General features: G+C 73.1%; 20 protein-coding genes. 7 read left to right on the top strand and 13 right to left on the bottom strand.

The window, feature by feature from the left end; genetic code table 11:
- Nucleotides 1–84: 84 nt before the first annotated feature.
- Complete coding sequence (locus SM450_RS20685; protein ID WP_474621392.1) at nt 85–882, top strand: DUF4097 family beta strand repeat-containing protein; 798 nt, start codon at nt 85–87, stop codon at nt 880–882.
- Nucleotides 883–944: 62 nt separating this feature from the next.
- On the opposite strand, the gene SM450_RS20680 is transcribed toward SM450_RS20685, so the two are convergent.
- The 8 genes from SM450_RS20680 to SM450_RS20645 form a co-directional block, all read right to left on the bottom strand.
- Nucleotides 945–2,132 (bottom strand): acyltransferase family protein, encoded by a 1,188-nt coding sequence (locus tag SM450_RS20680; protein ID WP_474621391.1) that lies wholly within the window; start codon nt 2,130–2,132, stop codon nt 945–947.
- Nucleotides 2,133–2,283: 151 nt separating this feature from the next.
- Complete coding sequence (era, locus tag SM450_RS20675) at nt 2,284–3,180, bottom strand: GTPase Era (RefSeq protein ID WP_474621390.1); 897 nt, start codon at nt 3,178–3,180, stop codon at nt 2,284–2,286.
- Nucleotides 3,177–3,563 (bottom strand): cytidine deaminase, encoded by a 387-nt coding sequence (locus SM450_RS20670; protein WP_474621389.1) that lies wholly within the window; start codon nt 3,561–3,563, stop codon nt 3,177–3,179. The genes era and SM450_RS20670 overlap by 4 nt, the downstream gene beginning before the upstream one ends.
- Nucleotides 3,556–4,965, bottom strand: a complete 1,410-nt coding sequence (locus SM450_RS20665; protein WP_474621556.1) for a hemolysin family protein — start codon at nt 4,963–4,965, stop codon at nt 3,556–3,558. Before SM450_RS20665 ends, SM450_RS20670 begins: the two co-directional genes overlap by 8 nt.
- Nucleotides 4,941–5,414: an rRNA maturation RNase YbeY gene (gene ybeY / locus SM450_RS20660; RefSeq protein WP_281587133.1), complete on the bottom strand. Its 474-nt coding sequence runs from the start codon at nt 5,412–5,414 to the stop codon at nt 4,941–4,943. Before ybeY ends, SM450_RS20665 begins: the two co-directional genes overlap by 25 nt.
- Nucleotides 5,415–5,432: 18 nt before the next feature.
- Entirely contained in the window at nt 5,433–6,491 is a 1,059-nt protein-coding gene (locus SM450_RS20655) for a PhoH family protein (RefSeq protein WP_474621388.1), read from the bottom strand.
- A 132-nt stretch (nt 6,492–6,623) separates the two neighbouring features.
- Nucleotides 6,624–8,000, bottom strand: coding sequence for a serine hydrolase domain-containing protein (locus tag SM450_RS20650; protein WP_474621387.1), 1,377 nt, complete (start codon nt 7,998–8,000; stop codon nt 6,624–6,626).
- Nucleotides 7,997–8,347: a histidine triad nucleotide-binding protein gene (locus tag SM450_RS20645; protein WP_474621386.1), complete on the bottom strand. Its 351-nt coding sequence runs from the start codon at nt 8,345–8,347 to the stop codon at nt 7,997–7,999. The genes SM450_RS20650 and SM450_RS20645 overlap by 4 nt, the downstream gene beginning before the upstream one ends.
- 37 nt (nt 8,348–8,384) lie before the next feature.
- On the opposite strand from SM450_RS20645, the gene SM450_RS20640 reads away from it, so the two are divergent.
- A complete protein-coding gene (locus tag SM450_RS20640) occupies nt 8,385–9,146 on the top strand; it encodes an SDR family NAD(P)-dependent oxidoreductase (protein WP_474621385.1) in 762 nt (253 codons plus the stop codon).
- Between the two features lie 51 nt (nt 9,147–9,197).
- The gene (gene ppk2 / locus SM450_RS20635) at nt 9,198–10,109 is read left to right on the top strand and encodes a polyphosphate kinase 2 (RefSeq protein WP_474621384.1); all 912 of its coding nucleotides are present in this window, start codon (nt 9,198–9,200) and stop codon (nt 10,107–10,109) included.
- Between the two features lies 1 nt (nt 10,110).
- On the opposite strand, the gene SM450_RS20630 is transcribed toward ppk2, so the two are convergent.
- The 3 genes from SM450_RS20630 to hrcA all read right to left on the bottom strand — a co-directional run bounded on the left by SM450_RS20630 (nt 10,111) and on the right by hrcA (nt 13,090).
- Entirely contained in the window at nt 10,111–10,845 is a 735-nt protein-coding gene (locus tag SM450_RS20630) for a 16S rRNA (uracil(1498)-N(3))-methyltransferase (protein WP_474621383.1), read from the bottom strand.
- A 1-nt stretch (nt 10,846) separates the two neighbouring features.
- A complete protein-coding gene (dnaJ, locus tag SM450_RS20625) occupies nt 10,847–11,992 on the bottom strand; it encodes a molecular chaperone DnaJ (protein WP_282288955.1) in 1,146 nt (381 codons plus the stop codon).
- Between the two features lie 72 nt (nt 11,993–12,064).
- Nucleotides 12,065–13,090 (bottom strand): heat-inducible transcriptional repressor HrcA, encoded by a 1,026-nt coding sequence (gene hrcA / locus SM450_RS20620; protein ID WP_474621382.1) that lies wholly within the window; start codon nt 13,088–13,090, stop codon nt 12,065–12,067.
- Between the two features lie 209 nt (nt 13,091–13,299).
- Here hrcA and SM450_RS20615 point away from each other — a divergent pair, with 209 nt between their 5' ends.
- Nucleotides 13,300–13,983, top strand: coding sequence for a DUF4870 domain-containing protein (locus SM450_RS20615; protein WP_474621381.1), 684 nt, complete (start codon nt 13,300–13,302; stop codon nt 13,981–13,983).
- Between the two features lie 43 nt (nt 13,984–14,026).
- Here the strand turns inward: SM450_RS20615 and hemW are convergent, their stop codons facing one another.
- Nucleotides 14,027–15,250 (bottom strand): radical SAM family heme chaperone HemW, encoded by a 1,224-nt coding sequence (hemW, locus tag SM450_RS20610; protein ID WP_474621380.1) that lies wholly within the window; start codon nt 15,248–15,250, stop codon nt 14,027–14,029.
- Between the two features lie 19 nt (nt 15,251–15,269).
- On the opposite strand from hemW, the gene SM450_RS20605 reads away from it, so the two are divergent.
- From SM450_RS20605 to SM450_RS20595, 3 genes are all read left to right on the top strand, one after another.
- Nucleotides 15,270–16,046: an enoyl-CoA hydratase-related protein gene (locus SM450_RS20605; RefSeq protein WP_474621379.1), complete on the top strand. Its 777-nt coding sequence runs from the start codon at nt 15,270–15,272 to the stop codon at nt 16,044–16,046.
- Between the two features lie 105 nt (nt 16,047–16,151).
- On the top strand, nt 16,152–17,012 hold the full coding sequence (locus SM450_RS20600) for a hypothetical protein (protein ID WP_474621555.1): 861 nt from the start codon (nt 16,152–16,154) through the stop codon (nt 17,010–17,012).
- A gap of 279 nt (nt 17,013–17,291) precedes the next feature.
- Nucleotides 17,292–17,576: a hypothetical protein gene (locus SM450_RS20595; RefSeq protein WP_474621378.1), complete on the top strand. Its 285-nt coding sequence runs from the start codon at nt 17,292–17,294 to the stop codon at nt 17,574–17,576.
- Between the two features lie 36 nt (nt 17,577–17,612).
- Here the strand turns inward: SM450_RS20595 and SM450_RS20590 are convergent, their stop codons facing one another.
- Nucleotides 17,613–18,245 (bottom strand): MOSC domain-containing protein, encoded by a 633-nt coding sequence (locus SM450_RS20590; protein WP_474621377.1) that lies wholly within the window; start codon nt 18,243–18,245, stop codon nt 17,613–17,615.
- Between the last annotated feature and the right edge of the window lie 6 nt (nt 18,246–18,251).

Genomic DNA, 18,251 nt, shown 5'->3' with positions numbered 1-18,251 from the left:
GGTGCGATCTCAGGGTTGGTTCGGGGTGGACCGGCGGACGATCCCCGATGTGCCGGCCGTCCCGCCGGCCCTAGGGTCTGGGCCATGGCTTCGCTCCGAACGGCTGTCCGGCCCCGCATGGTGGTGGCCGCGACCGCGACCGCCACGCTCATCGTCCTCGCCGGGTGTGACACCCTGTCGTTCCGCCGCCTCGACTACGACCAGACCGAACGCACGAGCATCACCCGGATCAGCGTGGACGGCGACGGTTCGGGCGACGTCGTGGTCCGGGCCAACGGGCCGGCCGACCAGGTACGGATCAAACGGGTGGTCCGCTACCAGGGCGGCGAGCCGGACAGCCGGTACGAGATCAAGGGCGACGAGTTGGTGTTGCAAACCGACTGCGGCAACCGGTGCAGCGTCTCCTGGGAGGTGACCGCGCCGCCGGGCGTGGCGGTTCGCGGCGGCACCGGTTCGGGCAACGTCGACCTCAGCGAGGTAGGCGCGGTGGACTTCACGCTCAGCTCGGGCGACTTCACGGTCAGCGGGGCGAGCGGCGAGGTCCGAGCGTCGACCACCTCGGGCAACATCCACCTGACCGAGGCCGCCGGTCCGGTCCGGCTGCGGGCCCGCTCCGGTGACATCGAGGCGCGCCGGCTCACCTCCGCGATCGACGCGGAGGCCACCTCTGGCAACCTCAGCGTCGAGTTGGACCAGCCGGCCCCGGCCCGGCTGCACGCCTCAAGCGGCAACGTCGACCTGGCCGTGCCGGAGGGCCGTTACCGGGTGCGGGCCGACGCGAAATCCGGCGACGTCTCCCTACAGGTGACGAACGATCCGAGCGCGTCCGTGCTGCTCGACGTCTCGGCGACCAGCGGCGACGTCAGCGTGTCCAGCCGCTGACCCGACCGCCGCCCGGCCAGCCCGGCCAGCTCGACCGCCGCGTGGGCCGAGCCGGCCCACGCTCAGTCGGCGGCGCGGTCCGGCTGGACGACCTGGCCGGCGGACCGCTCGGGGCTTCCGCGCGGCGCCGGCGCCCGCGTCCCGGCGCCGACGAGCGCGCCCGCCGCGCCGGCCGGGGCAGCGCCGGCCGGGGCCGGGCTCGGCGGTGCCGCGCCGGCCGGTACGAGCGCCGCCTGCTCGGACGCGGTGCGCCGTTTGCCGGGCACCAGTTCGGGGGTACGCCGGGCGGCCACGTCCTCGACCCAGCCGACGAGCAACGTCACCACACCGACGAGCACGAGCACCAGCCCCACCCGCAGCCACAGGCCGACCGGGTCGCGCGGCGACCAGCCCACCAGGCCCACGAGCGGGGTGAGCGCCACCACGAACGGCATGTGCCAGAGATAGATGGTGAGCGCCCGCCGGTTCACCACGGTCACCGCGCGCCCGAACGCCGGAACGCGGTCGACCCAGGCCACGCCGGCCGGCGCCCGCCCGATCACCACCAGGATGAACGCCGTCGCCCAGAGCGCGTTACCGAGCGGGATGTCGTTGATGTCGTAGCCACGCGGGCCGGGATGGGTGGCGATCCAGGCCAGCCCGGCCGCGCCGACGACGGCGGCGAGCGGCAGCAGCACCCGGTTACGCATCCGTCGCAGCAGGCCGTCATGGTGGGCGAAGCCGAGCAGCCAGGCGCCGAAGTAGAGACCGAACTCGCGCAGCACGGCCGGCGGGTTCAGCAGGACGCCGAACTCGATCGCGGCGAGCAGCGCGTACGGGGCGGCAAGCGTGGGCAGCGGCGCCCGGCGGAACAGCCAGAGCGCCAGCGGTGAGGCGAGCACGAACCACAGGTAGTCGCGCAGGTACCAGATCGGGCTGAGCGCCAGCCCGCCCCAGTAGTTGGCCGGCGGGTCAGCGATCGGGAAGAGCCAGAGCAGCACCCGCGGGCTGAACGTCAACCCGGTGAGCAGCATCGCCGGCACGAAGACCGCGGCGAGCACCCAGAGCGAGGGCAGCAGCCGCCGCAGCCGGCGCGCCACGGCGGGCACCCCGCTGCGATCCAGCGACGCAGCCATCAGCGACCCGGCCAGCGCGAACATCACCGCCATCGCGGGGAACACCAGCGTGAGGGTGGCGTAGCCGGTGACGTGGTAGGTGACGACGCGCAGGATGGCCAGGAAGCGAAGCAGGTCGAGATAGCGGTTTCGCATCAGCTCGCAGCAGGGTCCGGGGGCAGAGACAACGGTCCCTACCCTGCTCGGGCAACCTGTGAAACGCGTAAAGACGCCTACCGAACGTGAGATGTCCCATAGGTCTGACTGGTCCTGCCCACCGGCCTCCGGCCGCGCCCGGCGCGGCGCCTCAGAAACCGAGCTTGCGCAACTGCTTCGGGTCTCGCTGCCAGTCCTTCGCCACCCGCACGTGCAGATCGAGATAGACCCGGGTGCCCAGCAGCTCCTCGATCTGCCGGCGCGCGGTGGTCCCCACGTGCTTGAGCCGGCTGCCCCGGTGACCGATTACGATCGCCTTCTGGCTCGACCGCTCCACGTAGAGATCCGCGTAGATCTTCGTGAGGTTGCCCTCCGGGATCATCTCCTCGACCACCACGGCGATGGAGTGCGGCAGTTCGTCCCGCACCCCCTCCAGCGCCGCCTCCCGGACCAACTCGGCCACGAGCACCTGCTCCGGGTCGTCGGTGAGCATGTCGTCCGGGTAGAGCTGCGGCGACTCCGGCAGGTAGCCGGTCATCACGTCGACGAGCGTGTCCACCTGGTGACCGGAGACCGCGCTCACCGGCACCACGGCCGCGAACTCGCCCAGCTCACTCACCGCGACCAACTGCTCGGCCAGCCGCTTCTTGTCCACCAGGTCGGTCTTGGTCACCACGGCCAGCACGGTGGCCTTCAGGCTGGACAGCTCGCCGGTGATGAACCGGTCACCCCGCCCGACCGGCTCGTTCGCCGGGACGCAGAGCCCGATCACGTCGACCTCGCTCCAGGTCTCCCGCACCAGGTCGTTGAGGCGTTCGCCGAGCAGCGTGCGCGGGCGGTGCAGGCCGGGCGTGTCCACAAGCACGAGCTGCGACTCCGGCCGGTGCAGCACCGCCCGGATGATGTGCCGGGTGGTCTGCGGCTTGCTCGACGTAATCGCGATCTTGGTGCCGACGATCGCGTTGGTGAGCGTCGACTTGCCGGCGTTGGGCCGGCCGACGAAACAGGCGAAACCGGCCCGGTAGGGACGCGCCTCGGGCGTGGTCACTCGACCACCGTGCCGAGGACGGCGCCGTCCGGCGCGGCCACGTGGATCGGCGCGTCGGCGGAGAGATCCCGGACCGCGGCGTGCCCGGCGCCGTCGAGCGTCGACGCCTCGGTCACCACCACCGCGGCCTCCAGCCGACTCGCCCCGGCCGCCACCGCCGAGGCGACCGCCAACTGGAGCGCGGTCAACGTCAGCGACGGCAGCGCCACGCTTGCCGCCGCGTACGTCCGGCCGTCCTGGTCGCGGACGGCCGCGCCCTCCACGGCCCCCACCCGACCCCGCGCGCCCCGCGCCAGCACGACGAGCTTGCCGTCCTCGGCGCTCAGCTCGGCCGGATCGGCGGGGGTGGGCAGTGCGGCCGGCACGGCGGGTGACTCAGGCATCGGCGGGTTGCCTCTCCTCGGAACGGTTGTGGTTGCCACGGGACTCGACCGGCTCGCCCCGGCCCGTGCCCTCCGGCGCGGACCCCGGATCGACCCGGCTCACCAGGACGGTGTCGATCCGGTTGCGCCGGCCGGTGGTGCCCTCGGCGATCAGCCGCAAGCCGGCCACCTCGGCCTCCGCGCCCGGAATGGGCACCCGGCCGAGCGCCTGCGCCAGCAGCCCGCCGACCGTCTCCACCTCGTCGGTGGGCAGCTCGGTGTCGAACAGCTCGCCCAGATTCTCCACCGGCAGCCGGGCGGTCACCCGCACGGCGCCGTCCGGCAGGTGCTCCACCGGCGGGCGCTCGACATCGTACTCGTCGGTGATCTCACCGACGATCTCCTCCAGGATGTCCTCGATGGTGACCAACCCGCCGGTGCCGCCGTACTCGTCGACCACGATGACCAAATGGTTGCGGGCCGCCTGCATCTCGGAGAGCAGATCGTCCACCGGCTTGGACTCCGGCACGAACGTCGCCTGGCGCATCAGCTCCGCCACCGGCATCTCCCGCGCCTCCCGGTCGCCCTGGGTACGCCGGATCAGGTCCTTGAGGTAGAGCACGCCGAGCACGTCGTCGACGTTCTCACCGATCACCGGGATGCGGGAGAAACCGGACCGCAGGAACAGCGCCAGCGCCTGCGCCAACGTCTTGCGTTCCGTTATCCACACCATCTCGGTGCGCGGCACCATCACCTCGCGGGCGATGGTGTCACCGAGCGCGAACACGGAGTGGATCATCTGGCGCTCGCCGTGCTCCACCACCCCGCGCTGCTCGGCCAGGTCGACCAGCTCGCGCAGCTCCACCTGGGTGGCGAACGGCCCCTCGCGGAACCCCTTGCCCGGGGTGACCGCGTTGCCGATCAGGATCAGCAGCGAGGCCAGCGGGTTGAGCGCCCGACCCAGCCACCGCACCAGCGGCGCGACCGCGCGGCCGACCGCGTAGGCGTGCTGCCGGCCCAGCGTGCGCGGGGCGACCCCGACCACCACGAAACTCACCACGGTCATCGCCCCGGCGGTGACCAGGGCCGCCCACCAGCCGGCGCCGAACGTGTCGACCGCCACAAGCGCGACGAGCGTGGTCGCGGTCAGTTCGGCAAGCAGGCGGAGCAGGAGCAGCAGGTTGAGGTGGCGGACCACGTCACCGGCGACCACCTGGAGGGCACGTGCGCCGCGTGCGCCCTCGCGGGCCAGCTCGGCGGCGCGCGCCGGGGAGACCGCCGCCAGCGCCGCCTCGGTCATCGCGATCAGGCCGGCGAGCACCACCAGCCCGGCGCCGAAGAACAGGAGCTGAAAATCGGGCAGACCGGCCGGAGCACCTGACGCCGCGAGGGATGTCATCACCGCGACCGGGTCGACCGCCAGCTGGCCAGCAGCCGGGCCTGGAGACCGAACATCTCCCGCTCCTCCTCGGGCTCGGCGTGGTCGTAGCCGAGCAGGTGCAGCACGCCGTGCACGGTGAGCAGGTGCAGCTCGTCGCCGGAGGAGTGCCCGGCGGTGGCCGCCTGCTTCGCCGCCACCTCCGGGCAGAGCACGATGTCGCCGAGCAGGGCCGGCTCGCCGCCGGCCGGGGCGCTCTCCCCCGGCCCGTGGTCGACGCTGCCCTCGTCCATGGGGAAGGCGAGCACGTCGGTCGGGCCGTCACCACCCATCCAGCGGTGGTTCAGCTCCGACATGTATTCGATGTCGACGAGCAGCACGGACAGCTCGGCGAGGGGGTTGACCCCCATCTCGTCGAGGGCGTGCCGGGCGACGGCGAGCACGGCGTCGGTGTCGACCTCGACACCGGACTCGTTGGCGATCTCGATGGACAACTGTCTTCCTCTGGTGGGTTAGCGGCGCCGGCCGGCCCGGCCGCCCTGGGCGGTGCGCCCCGGCACGGCGTGCACGCTCTGCGCCTGCTGGTTCTCCCGCTCGGCGTCCCAGCGGGCGTACGCGTCGACGATCTCACCCACCAGCTTGTGGCGGACCACGTCCGAGCTGGAGAGCTGGGCGAAGTGGACATCCTCGACGTTGCCCAGGATGTCCCGGACCAACCGCAGGCCGCTCGTCGTCCCGCCGGGAAGGTCCACCTGTGTGACGTCACCGGTGACCACGATCTTGGAGTTGAAGCCGAGCCGGGTCAGGAACATCTTCATCTGCTCGGGCGTGGTGTTCTGCGCCTCGTCCAGGATGATGAACGCGCTGTTCAGCGTTCTGCCCCTCATGTATGCCAGCGGCGCGACCTCGATCGTGCCGGCGGCCATCAGCTTCGGGATGGACTCCGGGTCGAGCATGTCGTGCAGCGCGTCGTAGAGCGGGCGCAGGTAGGGGTCGATCTTCTCGTTCAGGGTGCCGGGCAGGAAGCCCAGCCGTTCGCCCGCCTCGACCGCCGGCCGGGTCAGGATGATCCGGTCGACCTGCTTGGCCTGGAGCGCCTGAACGGCCTTCGCCATGGCCAGGTAGGTCTTGCCGGTGCCGGCCGGACCGATCCCGAAGACGATGGTGTGCGAGTCGATCGCGTCGACGTAGCGCTTCTGCCCGAGCGTCTTGGGGCGGATGGTGCGTCCGCGCCGGGAGAGGATGTTGAGCGTCAGGACCTCGGCGGGCCGCTCGGCGCCGCCCTGCTCGAGCATGCCGACGGTACGCCGGACGGCGTCTGTGGTCAGGGTCTCGCCTTTCTCGATCAGTTCGAGGAGCTCACTGAAGAGACGCTCGGCGAGGGCGTTGTCGGCGGGCGCACCGGTGATGGTGATCTCGTTGCCGCGCACGTGGACGTCGCTGTTGACCGAGCGTTCGACGAGACGCAGGATCTCGTCGCCCGCGCCGAGCAGGTTCACCATGATCTTCTGGTCGGGGACCGTGATCCTGGTCTGCACCCGGGGCGGGCCGGGAGGTGGGGTGCCGGTCATAGGTCGGGCCGTCGGGCCCTGCGCCACCTGCTCTCCGATCTCGGCGCCGGGCCCTGCTGGCGCGGCGTACGGTTGCCTCCATCGTATCGGGTCGACACCGCACGCACCGTGCCCATTTCCGGTGCCCGACGGTCAGCCGCCGGCCCGGAAGTCGTAACCGTCGAACGTCTCCTGCCGCCGGGTGAACCGGTAGGTCGCCCAGTGCATCCGGACCACCACGCCCCGCTCGTCCCGGGTGAGCCGGAGCAGCTCGCCGGCCTCCCGGCCGGAGACGGTGCGGAACACGTCCGGCCGGTCCGGCAGCGGCGCGAACACCGCCGGCGGCCGGCCGGCCGGGTCGTTCGCGCCCCGGGCCCGCAGCGCCCCGTCGTGCCAGGAGAAGATCGACTCGAACCCCTCGCCCCACCAGCGGCCCAGCATGCCGCGCAGGTGTGCGGGGGCGGGCGGGCCCGGACGCCACGGCTCGATCTCCGCCGGGTCGTGCTCGGCGGCGGCGGCGAGCAGCGCGTGCGGCAGGTCGAGCACCTCCACGCCGGTGCCGGACGAGCCGAGCACCGCGCAGCCCATGGCGCCGGCGGTGCCCTCCCCGCCGCGCCGGCCGTAGACGGCGGCCAGGAAGCCGGGCATCGCGCCGTCGTGCCCGACGTGGGTCACCCGCTCCGGCCGTGGCACCAGGATCAGCCCGAGGCCGAAGCCGGCCGCCCAGAGCGACTCGTCGGTGGTGGTGAGCGGCCAGCGCATCTCCTCGACGGTGGCGGCGGCGAGCACCGCGCCGTCCGGGTCGAGCGCGGCCGGGTCGGCCAGGAAGGCCGCCCACCGGGCCATGTCCGGCGCGGTGCTCCAGAGCTGGGCGGCCGGCGCCACCGCGCCGAAGTCGGTGGGCGGCTCCGGGTGCGCCTCGTCGGAGTACGCGTCGACCAGGTGGCCGGTGGCCGCCCGCTCCCCCGGCTCGACGCCGGTGGCGGCCAGCCCGAGCGGGCCGAGCACCCGGTCGGTGAGCGCCTCGGCCCAGGTGCCGCCGCGTCGCCGGGCGACCATCTCGCCGAGCAGCGACAGGCCGAGGTTCGAGTAGTGGAAGCGGCGGCCGGTGGGCAGCACCCGCTCCGCCCGGGCCAGGTCGGCGAGCAGCTCGTCGACGGGCGGGACGCGCAGGGTGTCCCACACGTCGCCGTGCGGCTCGCGTTGCAGGCCGGCGGTGTGCGACAGCAGCCGGCGCACGGTCAGGTCGCCGTGCGCGGGCAGGTCGAGGTGTCGCCCGACCGGGTCGTCCAGGTCGAGCAGCCCGTCGTCGCGGCACTGCATGACAAGCACCGCGGTGAAGGTCTTGGTGACCGAGCCGATCCGGAGGACCGTGTCCGGGTCGAGCGGGGTGTCGTTGCCGGTCCCGCCCACCGCGCACGTCCAGAGCGGCCGGTCGGCGCGGTGCAGGGCCGCCGACACCGCCGGGATCCGCCCGGTCGCCTGGGCCTGCCGCACCATCCGGTCGAGCCGGTCGGAGATCGTGGTCACCGGCAGAGCATCGGGCCGAGCGGCGCGCCGCCGAGCAGGTGGGCGTGCACGTGGAAGACCTCCTGGCCGCCGTACGGGCCGGTGTTGAACATGAGCCGGAACCCGTCCACCGTCAGGCCCTCCTCCTCGGCCACCACGGCGGCGGTGTTGAGCAGCTCACCGGCGAGCGCGGGGTCGCCCTGCGCCAGCGTGGCCACGTCCGCGTAGTGCTCCTTCGTGATCACCAGGATGTGGGTGGGCGCCTTCGGGTCGATGTCGCGGAAGGCGAGGGTGGTGGCGGTCTCGCGGACGATGGTGGCCGGGATCTCCCCGGCGACGATCCGGCAGAACAGGCAGTCGACTCCCATCGCAGCAGTGTAAGGAAGATGCGGCAGGATGGCCGGCATGGCGGGACGGGCGGTGCTGGTGACGGGAGCCTCGCGGGGCATCGGACGGGCGGTGGCGCGGGCGTTCGCGACCGGCGGGGACCGGGTGGCGGTCCACCACCGGGACTCGGCCGAGCTGGCCGAGGCGCTGCGCGTCGAGCTGCCGGGCGACGGGCACGTGGTGGTCCGCGCCGACCTGGCCGACCCGGACGCCGTCCGCGCCATGGTGGACGAGGCGGCCCGGCTGCTCGGTGGCCTCGACGTGCTTGTCAACAACGCCGGTGTGTTCGGGCCGGCCGACCCGCCGCACCCGGTCTTCGACAGCAGCTACGAGCAGTGGCGGGCGCGCTGGCGCGAGGTGCTTGACACCAACCTGGTGGGCGCCGCGAACGCGGCCTGGTGCGCCGCCCAGCACATGCGGCAGCGGGGTGGGCGGATCGTCAACGTCTCCTCCCGGGGCGCGTTCCGGGGCGAGCCGGCCAATCCCGCGTACGGGGCCAGCAAGGCGGGGATGAACGCGATGGCGCAGTCACTCGCGGTGGCCCTGGCCCCGTACCGGATCGGGGTGGCCTGCGTGGCGCCCGGCTTCGTCGAGACCGACATGACGAACGAGCACCTCAAGAGCGAGCACGGCGAGGCGGTGCGGGCGCAGTCGCCGTTCCACCGGGTGGCCCGTCCGGAGGAGATCGCCGCGGCGGTGCACTGGTTGGCGAGCCCGGAGGCCGAGTGGGCGTCCGGCACGATCGTCGACCTGAACGGCGCCTCCTACCTGCGGAGCTGACCTCCCCATCCGGCGCGTCGGACCCCGCGTGGCGGGGTAGGTACGTGCGGTATGGCCGACACCGAGTTGCTTGACCTCACCGCCGACTACCGGGTGGTCGACGGGCACGACGACGATCCCGTGCTGCTGCGGCCCGACGGCAGCCCGGTCGAGACGTGGCGTGACGACTACCCCTACGAGCAGCGCCTCGACCGGGAGGAGTACGACCGCCAGAAGCGCCTGCTCCAGATCGAGCTGCTCAAGCTCCAGGACTGGGTGAAGGAGAGCGGCGAGCGCCTGGTGATCCTCTTCGAGGGGCGGGACGCCGCCGGCAAGGGCGGCACCATCAAGCGCTTCATGGAGCACCTCAACCCGCGGGGCGCGAGCGTGGTCGCCCTGGTCAAGCCGGACGAGCGGGAGGCCGGGCAGTGGTACTTCCAGCGGTGGTTGGCGCACCTGCCGACCGCCGGCGAGGTCGTGCTCTTCGACCGGTCCTGGTACAACCGGGCCGGCGTGGAGCGGGTGATGGGCTTCTGCTCCCGGAACGAATACCTGGAGTTCCTGCGGCAGGCCCCGGACCTGGAACGGATGCTGGTCCGGTCCGGCATCCGGATGGTGAAGTTCTGGTTCTCGGTGTCCCGCAACGAGCAGCGGACCCGGTTCGTGGTGCGCAAGGTCGACCCGGTCCGGCAGTGGAAGCTCTCCCCGATGGATCTCGCCTCGCTCGACCGCTGGGACGAGTACACCGAGGCCAAGGAGGCGATGTTCTTCTGGACCGACACCGCGGACGCGCCGTGGACGGTGGTGAAGAGCAACGACAAGAAGCGGGCCCGGCTGGAGGCGATGCGCCACGTGCTGCACCGGTTCGACTACGACGGCAAGGACGTCGACGTGGTCGGCACGCCCGACCCGCTGATCATCGGCCCGGCGGGGCTGGACCTGGGCCCCGAGGAGCAGCCGGTGCCGATCTTCCCGCGCCCCTGACCTACCAGCGGCCCAGGCGGGCGGCGAGCACGCTGAGCGCGGCCACCCCGGCGGTGGAGGTGCGCAGGACCGACGGGCCGAGGCGGACGGTACGCGCGCCGGCCTCGGCGAACGCGGTCAGCTCGGCCGGGGCGACGCCGCCCTCGGGGCCGACCACGAGCACGATCTCACCTGTCGACGGCAGCTCGACAGTGGTCAGCCGCTCGTCTGCCTCCTCGTGCAGCACGAAGGCGGCACCGGCGCCGGCGATGCGCCGGGCCACCGTGGCGGTGGACTCGTCCGGGGCGCCGGCCACCACCGGCAGCCACGGGCGACGGGCCTGCTTGGCGGCTTCCCGGGCGGTGGCCGTCCACTTCTCCCGGGCCCGTACGCCCCGGTCGCCGCGCCACTGGACCACCGAACGGGACGCCGCCCAGGGCACGATCTCGTCCACCCCGACCTCGGTCATCGCCTGCACGGCCAGCTCGCCCCGGTCGCCCTTGGCGATCCCCTGCGCCACGACCAGCCGGGGGACGCTCGCGTCGGCGTACCCCCGGGAGGTGATCCGCGCGTCGAGCGTGCCCCGGCCGACGGCGGTGACGAGCGCGGCGGCGGTGCCGCCCCGGCCGTCGGCGAACAGCAGTTCCTCGCCGACGCGCAGCCGCTGCACGGTGGCCGCGTGGTGGCCCTCCGGGCCGTCGAGCGTCACCGTGTCGCCGGTGGGCAGCGCCTCGACCAGGAACAGCGGCGCCGACACCTCAGGCGTGCCCGTTGAAGGCGTCGCGCATCCGGGAGAAGAAGCCGCCCTGCTTGGTCAGCTCGGCGACCTCCTCGCCACGGGTCTTGGCGAAGTCGCGCAGCATCCGCTCCTGGTCGGCGTCGAGCTTGGTCGGGGTGCGCACGTCCAGGTGGACGTAGAGGTCGCCCCGGCCGGTGCCGCGCAGGTGCGGGACGCCACGGGCGCGCAGCCGCAGCGTGCTGCCGGGCTGGGTGCCCGGCTTGACGTCGACGACCTCCTCGCTGTCGAGCGTCTTGATGGTCAGTCGGGTGCCGAGCGCGGCGGCGGTCATCGGCACGGTCACCCGGCAGTGCAGGTCGTCGCCCTTGCGGGAGTAGACGTCGTGGGTCCGCTCGTGGATCTCGACGTAGAGGTCGCCGGCGGTGCCGCCGCCCGGGCCGACCTCGCCCTGCTGGGCCAGCCGGATCCGCATGCCGTCCTCGACCCCGGCGGGGATCTTGACGGTCAGCGAGCGCCTGGTGCGCACCCGGCCGTCGCCGGCGCAGGTCGGGCAGGGGTGCGGGATCGTGGTGCCGTAGCCCTGACAGACGGTGCACGGCCGGGCGGAGACCACCTGACCGAGGAACGTCCGCTGCACCGACTGCACCTCGCCGCGACCACCGCACGCCTCGCAGGTGGCCAGGTGGGTGCCGGCGGCCGTGCCGGCGCCGGAGCAGGTGGTGCAGAGCACCGCGGTGTCGACGGTGATCGGCGCCTCGACGCCGAAGGCGGTCTCGTTGAGGTCGAGCTCCAGCCGCAGGATCGCGTCGGCGCCCGGCCGGGTACGCGGCCGGGGACCCCGGCTGCCGCCCGCCGCGCCGCCGAAGAACGCGTCCATGATGTCCTGGAAGCCGACGAACGGGCCGGCGCCGCCCGGACCGCCCGGACCGCCGGCGCCACCGCCGCCCGGGGCGAGCGGGTCGCCGCCCAGGTCGACGATCTGCCGCTTCCGGTCGTCCGAGAGGACCTCGTACGCGGCGTTGATGTCCTTGAACTTCTCCTGTGCCTCCGGGTCCGGATTGACGTCCGGGTGGTACTGCCGCGCCAGCTTGCGGTAGGCACGCTTGATCTCGTCGTCGGAGGCGTCCCGGCTCACGCCGAGAATGCCGTAGTAGTCCCTGGCCACTGCGTTCGGTGTCCTCATGTTCGTCTCGCGTTCGCCGGTCGTCGGCCGCAGCCGGCCGTCGGCCCTGACTGGTCAGTTCTGGGCCAGCAGTTCGCCCACGTAGCGTGCCACGGCCCTCACCATGGCGATATTGCCGGGGTAGTCCATCCGGGTCGGCCCGAGCACCCCGAGCCCACCGACGATCGTCGCACCCGGGCCGTAGCCGGTGCTGACCACCGAGGCGGCCCGCAGGTTGTCGATCTCGTTCTCGTCGCCGATGAGCACCCGGGTGGCATTGCTCGGCTCCGTCTCGCCGATCAACTTGAGCAGCACGACCTCCTCCTCGAGCGCCTCCAGGATGGGGCGCAACGAACCCTGGAAGTCGAGCAGGCCACCCCGGGTGAGGTTCGCGGTGCCGGCAAGCGCGATCCGCTCCTCGTGCCGTTCGACGAGCGTCTCCAGCAGCACGGTGGAGAGCGTGGTCATGGCCGGACGCAACTGTGGCGGGGACTCCTCGACGAGCGCCTGCACAAGCGGCGGCGTCTCGGCCAGTTGACTGCCGACAAGCTTCTCGTTCACCAGCCGGCGCAGGTCGGTGACGTCCTCGGCGGGGATCGGGGCGGGCAGCTCGACAAGCCGCTGCTCGACCCGGCCGGTGTCGGCGATCATGACGACCATCAGCCGGGTGGTGGAGATCGGCACCAGCTCCAGGTGCCGCACCTTGGACCGGGCCAGGCTGGGATATTGCACCACGGCGACCTGCCGGGTGAGCTGGGCCAGCAGCCGGACGGTGCGATGCACCACGTCGTCGAGGTCGACCGCGCCGACCAGGAAACGCTCGATCGCCCGGCGCTCGGCCGGGCTGAGTGGCTTGACCCGGGAGAGCCGGTCGACGAAGAGGCGGTAGCCGCGGTCGGTGGGCACCCGGCCGGCGCTCGTGTGCGGCTGCCGGATGTAGCCCTCCTCTTCCAGCACCGCCATGTCGTTGCGCACGGTCGCCGGCGAGACGCCGAGCTGGTGCCGTTCGACAAGGGCCTTGCTGCCCACCGGCTCCTGCGTGTGGACGTAGTCCTCGACGATGGCGCGCAGCACGGCGAGCTTGCGGTCGTCGAGACCCATCTCCCCACCTCCTGACGCACCTCGGCCGGGCGACCCGCGGCATCCGCCGGGCGGCTGGCACTCGACTGTAGCGAGTGCCAGTCTACGTCGGCAGTCCCGCCGACGCGATGATCGCCCGACGGACCCCGGGTGCGGCCCGCCGCACAGTCGGCCGGGGCGGGTCCGAACAGCCCTGGTGCCGCTTGCCCGTGGGACCTACCGTGACGTGCATGACTGAACCTCCTCGCCCGCCCGGAGCGGGGGACCCCGGCCCCCAGCCCGACCCGACCGCGCCGTCGGCGCCCTACGGCTCGTCGCCGGCCCACGAGCCCCCCACCGCACCACTGTCCGGGGCACCGGGCGGGGGCGGCTATCCCCCGCCCGGTGACTATCCGCCCCCGGGCGGCCAACCTCCGGCCGGCGGATATCCCCCGCCGGGTGGCTACCCGCCGCCGGGTGGCTACCCGCCGCCGGGTGGCTATCCCCCGCCGGGTGGCGGTGCGCCGGGTTACGGCGCGCCCGGCGCCGGCTATCCCGGCGGTGGCGCGTACGGCCCGCCGGTCGGCTACGCCAACAACGACGACAAGACCTGGGCCCTGGTGGCGCACTTCGGTGGGGCGGCCGGGATGCTGATCGGCGGCGGCGTCCTGGGCTGGGTCGCGCCGCTCGTGGCCCTGCTGGCGCGGGGCAACCAGTCCCCGACCGTCCGGGCGCACGCGGTCGCCGCGCTCAACTTCCAGCTCATCTGGTCGGTCATCGCGCTCGTCGGCTGGATCCTCACCTGCATCCTGATCGGCCTGGTGATCGGCTTCGGCGCCATGATCGTCGGGATCATCTTCGGCATCCTGGCCGGGGTGAAGGCCAACGAGGGCCAGCTCTACCGCTATCCGATGTCGGCCAGTCTGATCAAGTGACCCGCTCCGGCCGGTCCCGCGCGGCGGGACCGGCCGGATCCGGTCAGGGCAGCAGGTCGCGGACGACCGCGTCGGCAAGCAGCCGGCCGCGCAGGGTGAGCACGGCCCGGCCCTCGGCGTACGCCCCGGCGTCGAGCAACCCGCCCGCCCGGGCCCGCTCCGCGCCCGCCCGGCCGGTCTCGTCAAGCACGTCGAGCGGCAGCCCGGAGGCGAGCCGCAGCCGCAGCATCACGTCCTCCATGTGCTGCTCGTCGGCGGTGAGCCGCTCCCGGGCCAGCGCCGGCGACGCGCCGCCGGCAAGCCGCGCCGCGTACGCGCTCGGGTGCTTGACGTTCCACCAGCGCACCCCGCCGACGTGGCTGTGCGACCCCGGGCCCAGGCCCCACCAGTCGGCACCGGTCCAGTAGAGCAGGTTGTGCCGGCACGCCCCGGCCGCCGAGCGGGCCCAGTTGGACACCTCGTACCAGGAGAAACCGGCCGCGCGCAGCGCCTCCTCGGCGGCCAGGTAACGGTCCGCCGCCACGTCGTCGGAGGGGTACGGCAACTCGCCCCGACGCATCCGCGCGGCCAGCCGGGTGCCGTCCTCCACGATCAGCGCGTACGCGCTGACGTGGTCCACCCCGGCCTCGACCACCCGCGCCAGCGAGGCGGCGAAGTCGTCCGCCGTCTCCCCCGGGGTGCCGTAGATCAGGTCCAGGTTCACGTGGTCGAACCCGGCGTCCCGCGCCTCCGACGCGGCGGCGGTGGCCCGGCCCGCGCTGTGCCGCCGGTCGAGCACCGCCAGCACGCCCGGCGCGGCGGACTGCATGCCGAGCGAGATCCGGGTGTAGCCGGCCGCCCGCAGCGCCTTCAGCGACTCCGGGGTGACCGACTCGGGGTTTGCCTCGGTGGTCACCTCGGCGTCGCCGGCCAGCCCCCAGGTGCGGTCGATGCCGTCGAGGATCCGGGCCAGGTCGTCGGCGGGCAGCAGGGTGGGGGTGCCGCCGCCGACGAAGACGGTGTCCACCCGTGGCGGCGGGGTGTCACCGAGCACCCGGGCGGCGAGCGCCAGCTCGGCCAGCACGCTGTCGGCGTACGTCTCCCGACTCGCCCCACCGCCCAGCTCGGCGGCGGTGTACGTGTTGAAGTCGCAGTAACCGCACCGGCTGGCGCAGAACGGGACGTGCACGTACACCCCGAAGCCGCGGGCGCCGACGGCGCGGCGGGCGGCGGCGGGCAGCGACCCGTCACGCGGGACGGGTTCACCTTCTGGAAGGACGCCGGGCATGGCCACTAGTGTGCCCGGCATGACCTCTCCGGACGCTCTCGTGCGGGTCGCCACGGCCCGTGGGGTGACCACCCTCACCCTGGACAGCCCGCACAACCGCAACGCGCTCTCCACCCCGCTGATGACCGAGCTGCTGTCCGGGCTGGCCGCGGCGGTCGCCGACGACGCGGTCCGGGCGGTCGTGCTCGACCACACCGGTCCGGTCTTCTGCTCCGGCGCCGACCTGAAGGAGACCGCCGCGGCGTACGCCAGCGGGACGGTGCCGGCCGGGATGCTCGGCGACGTGCTTGTCGCCGTCCGGGAGTGCCCGAAGCCGGTGCTGGCGAAGGTGGCCGGGGCGGCGCGGGCCGGCGGGCTGGGCCTGATCGCCGCCGCCGACATGGCGGTCTGCGCCGAGGAGGCCACGTTCGCGTTCACCGAGGTGCGGATCGGGGTGATCCCGGCGGTCATCTCGGCGACCGTGCTGCCCCGGCTGAGCCCCCGGGCCGCCGCCGAGCTCTACCTGACCGGCGACACGTTCGACGGCCGGCGGGCCGCCGAAATCGGTCTGGTCACCGCCGCGGTGCCGGCGGACGGGTTGGACGCCGCCGTCGAGCGCTACCGCGCGTCGCTGGTCCGGGGCGCGCCGTCGGCGCTGGCCGGGGCCAAGGAGCTGCTGCGCCGCCCTTCCGCGGCCGACCTGCGTACCGAGATCGCCGAGTTGTCGGCGCTCTCCACCGGTTACTTCCTCTCCCCCGAGGGCCGCGAGGGCGTGCAAGCGCTCCGCGAGAAGCGCCCCGCCGCCTGGGTGGTGTAAGGAGGGGCCCCCGCTTAACGTCTCCGGTATAGGCGGGGCCCCCGCTTAACAGCCACGCCCGGGCCGGCGGCGATCGCGACGTACGCTGGGCGGGGTGTGAAAGGGGTGTGGGTGCGGACGCGAGCATCGATCGTGGCATCTGGTGTGGTGGTGTGCGTGCTGGCCCTGCTCGCGGTCTGGTTCGTGAGCAAGCAGTTCGGCCACCACCTGCGCCTGCCGACGGCCAGTCGGACCTGCACCGTGCGGGCCGACGGCGAGGTGGTGCTCGGCGCGGACCAGATGGCCAACGCGGCCACCATCGCCGCCATCGGCGTGCAGCGCCGGATGCCCGAGCGGGCGGTGGTGGTGGCGCTCGCCACCGCCTACCAGGAGTCGCACCTGCGCAACATCGCCCACGGCGACCGGGACTCGCTCGGCCTGTTCCAGCAGCGCCCGAGCCAGGGCTGGGGCACGCCGGAGGAGATCCAGGACCCGCGCTACGCGGCGAAGAAGTTCTACGGCGCGCTGAAGAAGGTCAAGGGCTGGGAACGGATGCGGGTCACCGAGGCCGCCCAGCGGGTGCAGCGCTCGGCCTACCCCGAGGCGTACCAGAAGTGGGCGGACGAGTCGGAGGTCCTCACCCGCGCGCTGCTCGGCCAGGCGACCGGCGCGGTGGCCTGCACGGTCGGGTCGACGCCGACGATGCGTGGGCCGGCCGCGGCCAGCGCCGTGCTGGAGGGCCTGACGCTCGACTGGGGGCTGCCCCGGCTGACCGCCGGAACGGACCTGACCGGGCTCACGGTGCCGGCCAGCGACGACCGCAACGGCTGGCGGTACGCGCACTGGCTGGTCTCGCACGCCGACGACCGGGGCGTGAAGCGGGTCCGCTTCGCCAATCTGGAGTGGACGGCCGAGCAGGGCACCTGGACGCGGGTGAAGGGCGACCCGGCGACGCAGGTGCTGGCCGAGGTCTTCGCCGCGCCCTGACCCCGGCCCCTGGCCCGAAATTCTTCTCAGTTTAAGGGCCCCGCTGCCGTCGCCGAGTGCCCCCTCAAGCCGTTGGGCCTCCGGAGCCGTTGCTGGGCTCCGTGCGCAAAAAAAACGGCCCCCCGAAGGGAGCCGTTCCTGCCGTATCTCTCGGCGTCGTATGGCACCACCATACACCACACGGAACTCGGAGAGAGGTGAACGTGGCCACAGTCGCCGCCTAACCGGCCCTACAAGAGTTACGAGGAGAAGGGTACCGACGTCGCCCTCGGTGCCAGGATGGTCGCCGATGCTGCTCTCCGGCTCGCCGACACCACGCTGCTGATCAGCGCCGACACCGATCTCGCCCCCGCCCTCGCCATCGTCAAGCAGGTCAACCCCACCCAACTGATCTACCTCGCCATGCCGCCCGGTAACACCCGGGCGTCCAACCATCTCACCCGGGTGGGCGGCCTCGGCCAGTTCTTCATCAATGAGCGGGCCTTACGCAACGCCCAGCTACCCAGCATCGTGGCTGATCCGGTAACCGGCAGAAGCTACACCCGGCCCGCGAAGTGGGCCTGACAGGAGCGCGCGCACCGCTCAGGATTCGGTGGCCCGTCAGCCGAGACGGCGGCGGGCCCTCTCCCCCAGCGACTCGGGCAGCTCCGGCGCGTCGAGCAGCCGGGGCAGCAGCTCCGGCTCCAGCGTGACGGCCCGGAACACCTCGCCGATGGTCACCCCGTGGTCCGGCCGGTCGACCACCTCGACCGGGTCGCCGGCGCCGACGTCGCCGGGGCGCAGCACCCGCAGGTAGGCCCCCGGCGCGCCGTACGCGGTGAACCGCCTGATCAGATCGGGTACGCCCCAGAAGCCGGCGAAGGTGCGGCACGGGGTGCGCGGCTTGGTCACCTGGAGCAGGGTGGAGCCGATCGCCCAACACTCGCCGATCACCGCGCCTGTCACGTCCACCGCCGAGGTGGTCAGGTTCTCGCCGAAGACACCGGGCCGCAGCGGCCGGCCCAGCTCACCGGCCCACCAGCCGGCGTCCTCCTCGGCGTACGTGTAAACCGCCTGGTCGGGGCCGCCGTGGTGGGCCCGCTCGCCGATGAAGTCACCTGTCACCCCGCCGGGCCGGATCTCCACCCGGCCGCCGGCCGGCCGCTTGTCGATGCCACTGCGACCGCTCGCGTCACCGGCCCACGCCGCCTCGGTGATCTCGCCGAGGTTCACCGCCACCACCCTGCCCGTCATGGCGAC

The organism is Micromonospora marincola, assembly GCF_056150385.1.
The sequence above is the reverse complement of the archived record's forward strand: the minus strand, read 5'-3'. Positions and strand labels throughout refer to the sequence as shown.